Raw genomic sequence first — 15,365 nt, forward strand, 5'->3', positions numbered from 1 at the left:
GCTCATGTAAGTTCGTGCAACCTGCCGCCTGTTTCCATCCCATCATCAGGCCCTGGTGTGGCTCTTACAAATTCGCCCATCGGGTGCGGCAAACTTGCTTCCGGGTCGATGCCGAGTAGCTCATACATCGTACCAATCAAATCGCCTGGATAGACGGGGCGATCCTTGACGGTTTCGCCACGATCATCGGATTGGCCAACCACTTGTCCTCCTTTGAACCCGCCTCCGGCGACAAGGGTTGAAAAGACCGCTCCAAAATGGTGTCGCCCGCCATTCCACGGCGATTCCATCGCCACCTTTGGCGATCTGCCAAATTCGCCAATGCACCATACGATCGTACTGTCAAGCAATCCACGTTCATCTAAGTCCGTGATCAATGCAGCCAAACCGCGATCCAAGTCGGGCAGTTTCCGCCGCATCGCTGGGAAGTGATCTTTGTGTGTATCCCATCCACCATCATTGACCGTGACAAATTTCGAACCGGCTTCGACCAAACGACGCGCCGCTAAACAGGATTGACCGAACCGCGTTCGCCCATACCGAGTTCGCGTTTCCTCGGATTCTTCGCCTAAATTGAACACTAACCCGGTATCACCGAGCATCAAGTCATATGCGTCACCGCGAGACTTTGATGCCGTTTGAATATCCGGGTTGACCCTCAATGCATGGTGCAACGAATTGAGTTCGTTCAACAGATCGCGGCGTTGTAACTGTTGATTCTCGGTCAAATCCGCAGCGACGATCCCTTCGACTGCAAAGCGATTGGCATTCGGGTCGCCGCCGGTCGCAAAGGGTTTGTACTTTATCCCTAGAAAACCCGCTTCCGAAAAACGTCCTTGTGGCTGGGTCAACACCACGTAGGGAGGAATGAGGTTGTCGGGCTCGCCTTTCGCCTTTTCGGGGAATCCCTTAAACGCACTCACGACGGCACCCGCTGCGGGATAAACCAAGCGTCCCGGCATGCGTCCGGTTTGCGTCAAATAGGAAGCCGTTTCGTGACCAAATTGACCGTGCGTAAAACTCCGAATCAACGAATACTTGTCCGCACATTTCCCAAGCTCCGTCATCAGTTGACCGATCCGAATCCCCGATACATTCGTGTCACACACTCCGCTAAACGGCCCTGTGAAATCGCTACCAGCCTCGGGTTTCGGGTCAAACGTGTCGGTGTGAGGTGGACCACCACCGAGCCAAACTTGGATCACGGCGTTGGCTTTGGGCATCGGGGCGCCCGACGGCTTTGCACCACCCTCAGCAGCCAAATCACGTGCGTACATTCGCGACGCGATGGCGGCACCGGCACCGGTAAGGACACCGGCATGCATTGCTTGACGTCGACTAAGCGATGGTCCCCAAAAAAGACTTGAATGTTTGTGTTGGTTCATAATGGGTTGACTCCAAAGGGATGCCGAGATGTCTCGATTGTGTGCAGTCGTTAGCCGCAAGGCAAAACGAAAGGCGTAAGGCAAAACTAATGCCGGAACAAAAACTCGTCTGTGTTAACCAAAGCCCATGCCAAATCACGTGTCCCCCAATGAGATTGGCACAACTGTTCCGCCGTGGTGATTTCATTCTCGTAGGGTCGCCGCGACAGGATCGCTAAATACAACAACTCGGCCGTTTCCGACGGAGTCGTCGCTTGACTCAACAATTCTTTGATCCCGGGCCCTTTTTTCAATTTGTCGCGAATGTGGTTGGAATTAAGCAGATGCAATGCTTGCCCGGCCGTCAGCCGGTTGTTGCGTTCCATTTCCATCCCCGAATCGCGTGCTGGGCGACCAAACGTTTCTAAAAAACTGCTCGTGATACTGCCGTCCGGCAGTGCAATCGCACGTTGAAAATCGGGTAAGAACGTGAACGGCTCCGGGATAATACTCATGTAAGTTTCGGTCGTTCCGGTGAGCTGGCAAATTGCATCGATCAACACTTCCGCATCTTGGCGACGTGGGTGGTAGTAGGCGAAATGCTTTCCAGCGTCCGGGTCGTCGCTTTGTGGAATACAGGACAATTGGTACGCGCTGCTATTAAAAATCAACTTATGCAAATGTCTCATGTTGAAGTCGGAAGCAATCAACTCGGACGCCAAATGATTTAGCAATTCCAAATTTGATGCTGGATTCTCAGCACCAACGTCGTCTGGCGGGTCAACGATGCCATGCCCCATCAACCAATACCACATCCGATTCGCAGCCGCACGGGCGAACCAAGGGTTCTTCTCATGAGTGAGCCATTTTGCGAACACTCGCCGCGGATCTTCACCTGCCGGGACGACGACCTTCACTCCATTTGGGTAGACAGCATTGACAGGTTCGTTTGGTGATACGTTCTCGCCTCGACGCGGGTCAAAGAAAATGATTTCTTCTTTCCATTCGCCGGTCGGCTTGTAACCCACTTTTTCAAAGAACGCCGCCATCCCCGCCAATCGCTCTTGGGGCCATTTTTGGGCCCGTTCACACAAGAAGGTCAGAGCCACGGTTTGAGCGATCGCTTCGGGTTCCTTGCTTTGCATCGCCCGGTAAAAGTTGACTTGCGGCGTGCGGAAATTACTTCCCGACGACGTCAGCAACTCAAACGCGAACTCGTCATACGGACGATTCGTCTTGATCGATTCGTGTATCCAATGATGATAGGCTTGCGCGGCATTGGGCCAAAGATTAATCGGAAATTCCGCCTTCACCCGCAAAATGTCACACCACTTCATCGTCATGTAGTCGACGTATTCGGGCCGCTGCAATACCTCGTCAATCAGTTTGACGCGTTTGTCCGGATCCGTGGCATCGAGGAAACGTTTCGCCTCGTCTGCCTTGGGCAATGTTCCAAGCGCATCGATATAGATGCGTCGCACAAACGCTTCATCGGAACAGAGTTTGGCAGGCTCGATCTTTAACTTGATCAAGTTTGCGAACACGATATCATCGATCGAATTGTGAGCGTGCACTGGGGAATCGCTCTGGAACGGTCGATCCATCCAATCCTCTTCATACTCAGGCAACGTCTGCAAGCCTTTGGGCATATCCAATGCCAACGACTCTCCGGAATGAGACGAAGGAAATGAAGGCATGATGTTCTGAGGATCGCTCAGCCGCTTACTGCCTGCGCTGGCTGACGTCGCAAGCGTGTTGGACGCCGCCGATTGGGACGGCATGGTTTGGCGAGCTTTGTTTTCGGCAACCAACCATACCGCCAACGCAATCATGCTGAACATTGCTGATGCAAAAAGCAACAGTATCCAAATCGGATTTTTTCGTCGTTTTCGCTTCATCGTTGGACTCGATCGGGCGTGAATAGCGTCGCCGTTGGCCGGCGCGTTCACACGGTTGGAAATCGATCACCTTTCACATTGACTTAACCCGGCTGCTTCACGCTCGAAAACGCAACGCCTTCGATTTCGACGAGCAATTCGGGTCGACAGACATCCGCAATCGCGTAGATCGTAGGCAAAGCACCAAAGCGACTTTCACAAACCGCGCGGCACTTTTCGTAGTCTTCTTGACGTTTCACATAAACGCGAACTTTCGCCAAATCGCTCAGCTGCGCCCCACAGCCTGGCATGGAATGACGCTCGAAATTCGACGGAGCAATCAGTTGTTCAATATTGTCGATCGTTTGATGCGTCTGCTTTTCGATATCGTCGATGTGAACACTCTCGGAATCCAGAATACTGGCGGTTCCCGAGACCCAAGTCGTTAGATAATTCCCCACTCGGACCGCCATCGCGCGAGCAAACTTGGGACTCTTGGCAGAGAACCGTTTGGCATAATCGAACGCGGAAGTTTGTTGTGGGTTTTCAAGCGACCGTAATTCGACATCGGATCGATCGGTTTGCAGCGCCATCCCGCTAAGCGTCAAACTACCCCCAACCATTCCGATCCCCGTGCTAGCCGGATAGATCACCTGGCCATCGGCTGAAACCGACATTTGACCGAGCGACTCTTGCACATCAAAGAAATCGGTTCGTGCTCGGTTCAATTCGCGGTAACGCTCGGTCCCGTCTTCGAGTTCCGTAATGCCACCTTGATACAACCACACGCGTGGCACATCGCGGAACTTCGCCCCTGCCATCTCCAAACGCTGGTTCAATTGTTCGAATACGCTCTTGGATTCATCGTAGGCTGTCTCGGAACCTTTCGCAGGACGAATGCCGGCTAAGTAGATCCAACGCAACGAATCATAAGTGATCGTGACCACATCCGGCAGCGGAAATTCGACCGAAACATCGTCACCACCGAGCGCCCATGCTTCTATCGCCAAAGCTTGGCCACCACATGGCGGTTGGACAATAAAGCTCGTCGCCGGGACGCGGTCACCAAAGTACGCCGCGAATAATTTTTCAAACGCAGGAATATCGTCGGCCGATCGTACGAACACCGTTTGCATCGAAACGGTCATCGGAACGGCTTGCTGTTTTAAAATCACGCGGATCGTCGAAACCGCTTCCCAAGCCTGATCGATTGCTGAACCAATCGCTTGCGGAGTGACCATCAAGGCAATCCGACAAACACGGTCAAGCGTTACGACACTGTGTTGTTGGTCGCTAAGTAAACAAGCCGGTGCCGACGATTCGCCGATCATCTTTTCTAGCCGACAACCGTTGCTACATGAGTCGCCCTCGGCACCAAGCATTTGCTTCATCGGTTCCATGCGACTGCATATCGCCTCCGAGGCCGACGCACTCACTTGTTCGGCTCGCTGTTTCGTTTCCTTCGTCGCTTTGATTGCCTCGCTCATCGGTCATCCTCGGTTGGGAAATAGAAAGTAGGTAGGAATTTAAAGGGTGGGATAGTGAATTGGGTGGGATAGTTAGTCGGTGGGAAATTGAATTAGATTCGCGCGAAGAACGCGACTCTATCGAAGGGTAAGCCAAACAAATGTCTCCGTTTCGTTAGCAAGACGATGGTCCAAGTACTTTGCACAATGCCTCTGATTGCGAATCGCTGAAACTCTTCAGCACTTCCGCAATGGTTGTTTTACGAAAAGTATCTTCGATTGTCCCCATCGCATCGTCAATACATTTGTGCATCGGGCACAGTCCATCGACATGCGATTCAATGTCGACCGGACAGGCCTCAATACGCTCGAGTGGATCGATAGCATTGATCACATCGAGAGCCGTCAATACGGCCGGATCAGCACGCAGCATGAAGCCACCATGGCTGCCACGGTGTGCACTCAAAATGCCGGCTTTAGTCAATTCCTGAAGTACTTTGATTAAGTAGCCCGGTGCGGCTTTGATCCCTTGGGCGATCTCCTTAACCTTGTGCGGGTTACGAGGTCGCTGAGCCATCCAGATAACAGCTCGAAGCCCGTAATCACACGCCTCGGAAAGCAATTTCATGAGTATTTGATCTCCCTAAATTAGCTAATAAGGAGTCTAATTGATCCGCTGAAAGAATGCAAGCGTGCATTAATGCGTTGATACTTGATATTGACATAATCAGAGTATTTTCCAGAAGCGACGTTTTCCCGCTGCCGCCCTTGATTGGGACAACCCTCCTATCCCTCTCGCTCGGCAGTGGCACTCTCCCTTGTCAGTGGACCCGCTTTGGATAAATTGCAGGCAATTCAGGCCTGAACGGCTACCCCCTGGTAACGCAACCAGATCGCATTCACTAAGACTTAAATAGACATTCTTAGCCTCTAACCCGACGAAAAACCTTCCATGTCCACCCCAACCCCCTCTCTCGTTGGAATCGTTGGTCTCGGCTACGTCGGTCTGCCCCTAGGGCTGCAATTCGCTCGAAGCGGTGTATCGGTTCTAGGATTGGATATCGATTCCGCGAAGGTGGACTCGATCAATGCGGGACAATCCTACATCCATCATATCGATTCCGATTCGATCAGGGAACAAATTGACTCGGGGCGACTATCTGCGAGCACCGATTTTTCGCGAGTGGGTGATTGCGGCGCGGTGATCATTTGTGTCCCAAGTCCACTCAACAAGAACCGTGAACCGGACATTTCGTACATTTTGAAAACAGGCGAGGCAATTGCCCCCTACCTGCATCCGGGAATGCTTGTCGTCCTCGAATCGACCACCTACCCAGGAACCACCGACGAAGATTTGCTTGGTGTCCTTGAAAAGGGTTCAGGATTGGTTGCCGGCAAAGACTTTCATTTGGCTTTTTCGCCCGAACGCGAAGACCCAGGCAACCCGGATAGCCGAGTCGCCAAGATCCCCAAGGTGGTTGGCGGATTGAGTCCCGCGTGCCTGGAAAAGGCGACGGCGTTGTATGGGCAAGCGATCGAGCGAATCGTACCGGTGAGCAGTTGCCGAGCAGCCGAAGCGACGAAACTGCTTGAGAATATTTTCCGCAGCGTCAACATTGCGTTGGTCAATGAGTTGAAAATCGTATACGCCGCAATGGGAATCGATGTTTGGGAAGTAATTGAAGCAGCCAAGACGAAACCTTTCGGCTACATGCCCTTCTACCCCGGTCCCGGTCTTGGCGGTCATTGTATTCCGATCGATCCGTTTTACCTGACATGGAAAGCACGCGAATACGGTCAAGCGACTCGGTTCATCGAGTTGGCGGGCGAAATCAATACTTCAATGCCCCAGCACGTCGTGAACAGGGTTGCCGAAGCACTAAACGGAGTGAAAAAGCCAATCAATGGCAGCAAGATCCTCCTTGTCGGACTCGCCTACAAAGCGAATGTTGATGACGATCGCGAATCGCCGACGTATGTATTAATGGATCTATTGAAAGCGTCTGGGGCTGAGGTAAGCTACTACGACCCCTATGTCCCCGTCATCCGGCCCAGTCGAGAACATGGCCATTGGGCTGGTACTCCGAGCATCGCTTGGGACAACGAGACGGTGGGTAGTTTTGATGTAGCAATCATCTCCACTGCGCACGCCAACGTAGATCACCAAGAACTAGTCGATTGGTCGCAATTGGTGATCGACACCCGCAACGCTACCGCCAATTGCAGCAACCGCCAACACGTCGTGAAAGCCTAATTCGATGCCTGAAACCTATCTCGTCACCGGCGTCGCCGGCTTTATCGCCAACCGTGTCGCCGCAAAGCTTATCGAACAGGGCCACACGGTCGTCGGTATTGACAACCTTAACGACTATTATGATGTGCGGTTAAAGCAACACCGTCTCGACAAGCTCTCGCACCCGAATTTCACGTTCATCAAAGGTGACATCGAAGACCGTGCATTGCTTAGGAAAGTCTTTGACGACCACTCGTTCGCGGCCGTGCTGAATTTGGCAGCTCGCGCGGGTGTGCGATACAGCATGGCCAACCCGCATGTCTACATGACCACCAACGCAATGGGGTCGCTGAACTTACTTGACGAAATGCAGCGGACCGGAGTGAAGAAGTACGTTCTGGCATCAACGTCATCGCTGTATGCGGGCCAACCGATGCCGTTTCTTGAAACGCTGAGCGTCAACACGCCGATCTCGCCGTACGCCGCGAGCAAGAAAGCGGCGGAGGCAATGGCATATTCTTACCACCACCTTTACGACATTGACGTTTCCGTTTGCCGCTATTTCACTGTCTATGGGCCCGCGGGCCGGCCCGATATGTGTATCTTTCGGTTTATCAAGTGGATCGACGAAGGGACGCCGATCGAATTGTTCGGCGACGGGGAACAATCACGCGACTTTACCTATGTCGACGATATTGCCAACGGAACAATCCTTGCCGTCAAACCGGTTGGATACGAAGTGTTCAACTTGGGTGGCGGTGGCGAGCCAGTCTCGCTGAACACGGTGATTGCGAGTTTGGAAGAGCGACTTGGCAAAAAAGCCGAACTGACGCACAAAACATTCCACAAAGCGGACATCGTCACGACGCAAGCGAACATCGAGAAAGCGAAGGCGATGCTCGGTTGGCATCCCCAAATCAGTCTCGACGAGGGACTGCAAAAATGCGTCGATTGGCACTTGCAGAACAAGCCTTGGTCAAGCGAGCTAGTGTTACCGTAAGCGGGTTGCCCCGCTCGGCTATGAACCGAACTTCTAGGTTGTGACGGCTCCGCTATCTCGCCAACCCAAGCAATTTGCGAACGAAGAAATCGGCTTGACGTCGCTGGGCGTATGGATGACCGGCTGCTCCGTGACCGACGCCCGGCATCAATAGGAACTCGAAATCTTTATTTGCCTTGACGAGCCCATTGACCACCTGCATGGTGCTGGCCGGGTCCACATTCGTATCAAGCTCGCCACCAATCAGCATGAGGTCGCCTTGCATCTTGTGGACCTGGGTCACGTTTGATTCTTGCTCGTAATGTGGGCCAACGGGATACCCCATCCATTGTTCATTCCACCACATTTTGTCGACGCGATTGTCGTGGCATCCGCAATCGGCAGCGGCCGCACGATAGAAATCACCATGATCGATCAATGCCCGCAGCGCACTTTGGCCACCGGCTGATCCTCCCCAAATTCCGATCCGCGACAAATCCATTTCTGGATACTCTTTCGCGGCTGCCTGGATCCAAGCAATCCGATCTGGAAACCCACTATCGCCGAGATTCTGCCAGCAAACATCATGGAACGCCTTGCTTCGATAGCTCGTCCCCATCCCATCAATTTTGACAATAATGAAACCCAATTCCGCCATTTTCTGCATGCCTGTTTGACGTCCAAACGACTTCGGTACAAAAGCCGCTTGGGGCCCGGCGTAGATCGATTCCATCACAGGATACCGTTTGCTTGGATCAAAGTTCGTAGGACGAATGATGATTCCATAGATGTCTGTTTCCCCGTCGCGTCCCTTTGCAACAAACCGCTCAGGGTATTGCCAACCCGTTTGGAGCACCTTCGATGCATCAGCCGTTTCCAACTGGCAAATTTCTTTCCCCGTGTCGGCGTCGCGTAGTGTCGTCACCGGCGGCAAATCGACTCGCGAATAGGTATCGATCAAGTAACGATTTCCGGAGGTGAATTCCCAGCTATGATCGCCGTCCCCGGACGTCAGTCGTACCACATCCGTTCCATCAAAGTTTACGCGAACTAAATGCCGGTAATAGGGATCCTGGTCGGGATCGATTCCAGAAACGACAAGCCATATTTGGCGTTTCTCTTCCTCCACTCGTTCCACCGATCGCACCACCCAATTGCCACTGGTGATTGCGTTGATCGTTTGGCCGGTTTTTTGGTCAACAAGGTACAAGTGATTCCAACCCGACCGCTCACTCATCCAAATCGCTTCGTTCGTCTTATCGAGTCGACGCAGAAATTGTTTGTGCGAATAGCAAACGAACGTGTTGCTTTGTTCGTCGATCATCGCTCGCGGTATTGCCGTTTCCGCGTCCACTGCGATAACCCTTAACGCTTGGTGGCCACGCTGGTTGTAAACAAACGAAAAGGACGTTCCGTCCTGATGCCAACGCAGGTTGTCGATGGAAAACGGATTCGGAAACAACGAATCCTCGATCAATTTCGGAGTTCGATTTTCAACATCAAAGAGAACCGGGCGCGGATGATCTCGCGGATCCCCTGGTTTAGCGTAGTCGACCATCATCAACTTCGAATGGATCGAGCCATCCGGTGAAGATTCGACGATCGGAATTTTTCGCGTTTCAACACGTTCGGTCTTCATCACAACAAAATGCTTTGAATTTGGCGACCACCAAACATTGCCGCTGTAGACACAATCCGTTGTCCCATCGGTCGTCAGGATGGTCCGTTCACCGGAGTTCTCATCAACCAAGACCATATTGTTGTCTTCGTAGTTAACTCGCCACAACGCGTTGGGGGACCGATGTCGCGGGCTGCTCGCCCGGTTTGCCCGGCGACCGCGGCTGCGGTTTTCTTGCATCGGTATTGGGGTATCGGAGTTGATGATCGCCAACGGCTGCGATACATCGGCGACAAACGCCGCTATGGTTTCGCCGGCCTCGTTTTGAAGTGCCCACGCATGACCCTCGAACGTACTGATCGATACCGATTTTTGCGGATCGACCTTTCCATAGTCCACAAAACGGCCTTCGCTGTTGATCCATTTGTAGATCAGCGTCCGATCGGTGTCGTTTTGAAATCGGATGTCGGTTCGATCGCCCCCATTTTGGCTGCGGCGAATCCGCGTGTTGGGCGTCAGCGAATCCAGTTTTTGCGTGGCGGCAAACTCGGGTAACTCGCTGCGGATCGCTTGCGTCATTTGTTCGAAATTTTCAAATTCGGTCCGCGAACGGGACTGCGCATCGACAAAGACGAACCGTGTTTCATCCTCCCCCGTCTCGATTCGATAGAAGAACTGGCCTTTCGCTTCGTCGATCCATTTCGCCTTGACGTGATCGCGAAAAATGGGCTCTTTCAGTCGCGAGCCAATCGATTCCCACCGCTCAAAAGCAGCATCGTATTGAGATTCCTCTGCTTGCGATTGTTTGGCGTCTACCGCTGGAAGGTAGAGACTCAAACTGCAAATCAATGCGTAGAAAAGCAATCCTTGGCGAAGGCAGGGTGAGATAGCGAACCGTATTTCTATGCAAATCATTTGTTGAAGCTGCACCAAAAGGGGAGGGAATCACGCGTCCTAGCATAGCTGTGCCGCAGCGTTCGAGGGAGCCATTTCGAGACTGAATATGACAGTGAATGAGAAATCTGTGTTCATTTGCTTGATATCGCCGATTTGCCCAAGTCAACGGCGTCAATATTCTTACAATAACGAGTGCTTGGCTTTCGAGCTAAGTGTGAAGCAGGCGACCGCCTGAATTCCCTCAAAAGTTTCATTTCAATAGGATTGACGGTGACCGATATTTCAACTGGGAATCGTGCTAGGTGTTTCTTCGGATTCATCATTGCGTCCATGATTTTGATCGATACGCAACAAGCACTGGCGCAAGGCTTTTTCCGTCCGATCGCGAGCACGCAGTCAGGACGATTTATCGACGCACCGCGAAATTTGCAGCAACAATTGCGGGACGCCGAACGAGCGATTGAAAACGACAACTTCAGCGAAGCGGTCGTTCGCTTGGGGAATCTGCTGCAGCGTGCAGGCGGCGACTCAGAAGACGCACTGCTAAACGGTCAAGATTTTTTTCTTGATGCCGACGGTGCCGGTTCGCCAAAATTGGCTCGCGAAAGTTTATTCCATCGCGCACGTCAAATTCTCAGCTCGCTTCCACGGCAAGCCCGCGACACGTATCAACTTCGCTACGGCCCCCTCGCTCGAAAAATGCTCGATGATGCCTCGGCGTCTCGCGATTGGGAAACCGTGGCTGCAGTCCGTCGAATGTATCTGCATACCGAAGCGGGATACGACGCTTCATTATTATTGGCAAAGCGGGATCTGTTCGCCGGACGTCCATTATCCGCTTCGTTGATGCTCGATGAATTCGTCAACTCTGCTGATGCAATCGCACGTACCGGGGAATCGGTAAAGGTCTTGCATGCCGAAGCATGCCATTTAGCCAATCGAGAATTTGATCCCTCCGATGTGACGATTGACACGGTGACAATTCATGGGAAATCCGAGACGCTTCCGGCCCAGGAAGAGCTAGCCAATTGGCTCGATTCCCGTTTTCAAGACGGACGTGATATGGATGTGGAGGACATCAACTATGCGATGTTTGGTGACAAGCCGCACCGAAATGATCGCAGCATTGGTGAATCTCCGCTTGCGAACGAGCGATGGACACTCGACACGACCGCCAGTCCGCGACAGACGCGAACGATCCGTCAACTTGCTAGCAGGATGGTTTCGAGCGGCCAACTGCCACCACCAAGTTGGACCCCTATTCGCGTTGGCAAGCAGTTGCTGATGCGAACCACCGAGCGACTTGTCGGCGTCGACTTTACCACCGGAAAACGCGTTTGGATGTACCCGTGGTTCTCGACCGAAAAGTACTTTGACACAGAGACAATCGATTTCGATTCGATCCCGGGCGAAGAACAGGTTAACGAGATGTTGAGCCAACGCGTTTGGAACGATTTGCCTTACGGCCAAATCACCAGCGACGGTCAACGGGTCTTTATGCTCGATGATTTGGGCAAGATTGAAATGGCGATGTTCAGCCCCATCATGGGAATGCAGGGAACGCGGCCATCGGACACGGGATCCAATACACTTGTCGCACTCGATTTGGCTACCGAAGGATATTTACTTTGGAGAATTGGTAAAGGCGAAGACCTCGCGTCGACCATGTCCGATGCGTTCTTCCTCGGTCCGCCACTGCCACTCGAGGGGCGACTTTATGTGATGGCTGAAATTGCTGGCGACATTTCATTGATTTGTCTCGATCCCGCAAGCGGTAGTGAACTGTGGCGTCAACATTTGGTTGCGGTAGAAACCGGTGCCATCGATACCGACCCGATTCGCCGCGTCGGTGGAGCCACGCCCAGCTACCATGAAGGTTTGCTGATTTGCCCAACGGGCGCCGGCGCGTGTGTCGCAGTTGATTTGGTCGACCGCATGCTCCGATGGGGTGCTACCTACCCGCGAAACGACGACTTGATCCGGGGCATGAACACTCGTGGTAACAATAGCGTCGGGTCCACGCAATTGATGCAGCGATGGTATAGCGGGGCCGCCATCGCCGCCGATCGCTCGGTACTCCTTACACCAATCGAATCAAACCAACTACTAAGCTTCAATCTACTGACCGGGGAAGAAGTTTTTGAACCCAAAGAACGTGTCGTCTCACGCACTCTTGCAGGCATTCGTGACGGAAAGTTCTTCTTAGTCGGCAGCAATCAAATGAGTGCGTACGATCTTCAAACAGGCAACAAGCTATGGAACACTCCAACGGATTTGCTGTCAGTCGGTCAGCTCATTTCCGGACGCGGCGTGTTTGGAATCTCCACCTATTTGTTGCCAACGACAACCAACCAAATCGTCAAGGTGTCACTCGAAGATGGATCGGTGATGGATCGTCGTGACGTCAATTTCCAATTAGGGAATCTGATTGCGGTCGATGGTGAATTGATCTCGCAAGCGGCAACGACATTGTCGGTTGCTTACGGCGAAGTCTCCCTTGGGCCAAAGGTCGAAAGAGCACTCAAAGAAAATCCGGACGACACTCAGGCCATGATTCGCAAGGCCGAGCTAATGCTTCAAGAAGAGAAACGTCAAGAAGCGTTAGAACTGCTTGCCCAAGCACGCAAAGCGGAACCGGACAATGATGAGGTGTTGATGTTATCGGTAGCGGCGATGCTTGATGCACTGCGTGAATCGCCCGAAGTCGATGGCGAGATGGTGGAAACATTGGATCAATTGATCTATGAACCCGATCAACGCGTCGAATTGCTTGCCCTTCGCTTACGAGCGGCTTTGCAGAGAACCCAATACGATTTAGCAGCAAGTCAATTATTAGAGTTATCTTCGCTAGCGGCATCGGAATCGGGCGTCGAAGACGCCGCGACACGGATTATTTCAGAGCCGAGCCGCCATTGTTCACTCGACGCTTGGATTGCAGCACGTTCAGCCGAAATCGTTAGTGCCCTCGATACGCAGCAAGACGCAGCATTGACAGAGACGGTCAATGCGTTGGTTGAAGAATCGTTATCCCCCAACCTAAATGCATCGGACCGCCTTCTCGAGCGATTGGCCGCCCAATTTGGTGCGTTTGGTGGTTCCGAGCGTTTGCGCACCGAATTGTCCAATCGTTACCAAGAGGACGAACAGTGGTTGCGTGCCTACGGATTGCATGTCCATGCGAGGTTGGCGACGGATCGTGAGATCGCCAATCTTCCGACTTCCCGGTTACTTGCTTTGGCGAAGATTTTTTCGTTCGAACGTTTTGGCAAAGACGCGGCGAAAATCATTGCTCTGATTCGCGGTCGAGACGATGCGCCCGACCAGAATCTTCTCGACGAGATTAGCAAGGCAGTCATGCGTTTCCATAGCGAATTCGAATGGCCTGATTCTGCAACCGTTCAATGGGAACCAAGGCCGCGCCGAATGCGTTCGTCGATGTCGCTACAGCAACAATTTTCGCAGACAACCGTGTTATCAGGTGAACAGTTTCGCGATTGGCAATTAGTCAGCGAAGGGGCGTTCCCGTTGGCGCTGCGCAACCCGCTCGGCAGTTCGCACGGTATTGCAACAATGTCCGAGGCGAGGCAACGCGAAATCGGCCAAAACGAAGCAAAAATCGCTGGCGGGGCAATGGTGATCGTCACACCGAGTTCGATTGTCGGCGTCGATTTGCAGCGTTTGATCGCCCAGGAAGGCGATAGTGTCATGTGGGAACACAACCTCAGCACCGACGGCACCGCGCTATTGAGTCGGCGTAGCAATACAACTCGATTTGGCGACCAAGTATTCCAATATCGCATTCGAGGGGCCACTGCGTCTGCAACGGTTCCACAATTCAGTCTCGGCCCTTTGCTTGGTGATCGGGTTTTCGCGTTGCAGGGCGGTGAACTGATGGCCCTGGATTTGTATTCGGGTGAATCGATATGGCGGAACGCAGCGGCACCGACAAATGGCATTGTGCTATCGAATGGTCCCGAAGTCGCAGTAGTTTCCGAGGATGAACGACGAATCGTATTCTTCAATAGCCTCGATGGAAAGATCACTCGCCAAGCACCATGGCACCATGGTTTCATTTGGGGTGGACAAGGAAAGTACGTGCTATCCTATCACCCCACCGACGACATTGATCGTGAATACTTGGTTCTACTCTATGATCCATTTGCCGATCAAATCGTGCTACAAAGACAATCCGCCGAGGCGAATCGGACGACAATTGATATTCCGGCATCTTACGGTCGTATCGTTGGCGGACGCTACTTGGCAATGCTTGATACCGAGGGAAAAGCATGCGTCTGGGATTTGGTTTCCGCAAAAGTGGTCAGCGACGTGGAACTACCCGCCTATGAGGATTTGGTGGGACTGCATGCAATGGTGATGGCAGATCGTTTTATTCTGCTTCCCCAGCGGCGTGCGAAAGAAAACGATATCGCACCGGCACCGATGCTGCACACTCGCCAAAGCAACCAACATGAAACGTCCAATGCCGTAGTTTGCATTTCACTCGATAGCGGAGAAGTCGTGTGGCAAAAAGAGTTTGACGAAGCGTGGGGATGCACCGTGCATCAACCAAGCGGATCACCTGCGGTATTGTTGTCGCGTGCTCGATCCACTTTTTCGCCTGTGAACCCACGTGTGCGAAAACGAACGCTCGATTTTATGGCTTTAGATATTGACGATGGTCACGAACTGGCATCGGTGCTCGATAAGGAAGTGCCTAGCAATACAAACGAGCTTGCTACCCAAATTAAGATGCCAGCGCACCAACCGCTGATGGTCGTCGATATTGGTTTGGAAAAATTGAAGTTAGTGTTTGGCGAAACGTCGAGCGAATCACAAACAGTCGCGGAACCGCAGAAAGATCACGCGTCGGATGCGCCATAGGGAAACACAGTAAACGCGGCTGGAGCTCGTTCCCCGGCGACGTCGGGAAG

Annotated in this window: 8 protein-coding genes; 3 read left to right on the top strand and 5 right to left on the bottom strand. The window is 52.6% G+C overall.

The window, feature by feature from the left end:
• Window positions 1-2: 2 nt before the first annotated feature.
• The 4 genes from CA13_RS01970 to CA13_RS01985 all read right to left on the bottom strand — a co-directional run bounded on the left by CA13_RS01970 (window position 3) and on the right by CA13_RS01985 (window position 5,335).
• A complete protein-coding gene (locus CA13_RS01970; protein WP_146394298.1) occupies window positions 3-1,385 on the bottom strand; it encodes a DUF1501 domain-containing protein in 1,383 nt (460 codons plus the stop codon).
• Between the two features lie 86 nt (window positions 1,386-1,471).
• The gene (locus CA13_RS01975; protein ID WP_146394300.1) at window positions 1,472-3,262 is read right to left on the bottom strand and encodes a DUF1553 domain-containing protein; all 1,791 of its coding nucleotides are present in this window, start codon (window positions 3,260-3,262) and stop codon (window positions 1,472-1,474) included.
• An 83-nt stretch (window positions 3,263-3,345) separates the two neighbouring features.
• On the bottom strand, window positions 3,346-4,728 hold the full coding sequence (locus CA13_RS01980; RefSeq protein WP_146394302.1) for a RidA family protein: 1,383 nt from the start codon (window positions 4,726-4,728) through the stop codon (window positions 3,346-3,348).
• 154 nt (window positions 4,729-4,882) lie between these two features.
• Complete coding sequence (locus CA13_RS01985; RefSeq protein ID WP_146394304.1) at window positions 4,883-5,335, bottom strand: RrF2 family transcriptional regulator; 453 nt, start codon at window positions 5,333-5,335, stop codon at window positions 4,883-4,885.
• Window positions 5,336-5,659: 324 nt separating this feature from the next.
• Here CA13_RS01985 and CA13_RS01990 point away from each other — a divergent pair, with 324 nt between their 5' ends.
• Both CA13_RS01990 and CA13_RS01995 read left to right on the top strand, forming a co-directional pair.
• Window positions 5,660-6,961, top strand: coding sequence for a nucleotide sugar dehydrogenase (locus tag CA13_RS01990; RefSeq protein ID WP_146394306.1), 1,302 nt, complete (start codon window positions 5,660-5,662; stop codon window positions 6,959-6,961).
• A 4-nt stretch (window positions 6,962-6,965) separates the two neighbouring features.
• Window positions 6,966-7,940, top strand: a complete 975-nt coding sequence (locus CA13_RS01995) for an NAD-dependent epimerase/dehydratase family protein (protein WP_146394308.1) — start codon at window positions 6,966-6,968, stop codon at window positions 7,938-7,940.
• 52 nt (window positions 7,941-7,992) lie between these two features.
• On the opposite strand, the gene CA13_RS02000 is transcribed toward CA13_RS01995, so the two are convergent.
• Window positions 7,993-10,452 carry a prolyl oligopeptidase family serine peptidase gene (locus tag CA13_RS02000; protein WP_146394310.1) on the bottom strand — a complete coding sequence of 820 codons (2,460 nt, stop codon included), beginning with the start codon at window positions 10,450-10,452 and terminating at the stop codon, window positions 7,993-7,995.
• A 252-nt stretch (window positions 10,453-10,704) separates the two neighbouring features.
• Here CA13_RS02000 and CA13_RS02005 point away from each other — a divergent pair, with 252 nt between their 5' ends.
• A complete protein-coding gene (locus CA13_RS02005; RefSeq protein WP_146394312.1) occupies window positions 10,705-15,315 on the top strand; it encodes an outer membrane protein assembly factor BamB family protein in 4,611 nt (1,536 codons plus the stop codon).
• Window positions 15,316-15,365 lie beyond the last annotated feature (50 nt).

It is taken from the genome of Novipirellula herctigrandis (assembly GCA_007859835.1).
Lineage (GTDB): Bacteria > Planctomycetota > Planctomycetia > Pirellulales > Pirellulaceae > Novipirellula_A > Novipirellula_A herctigrandis.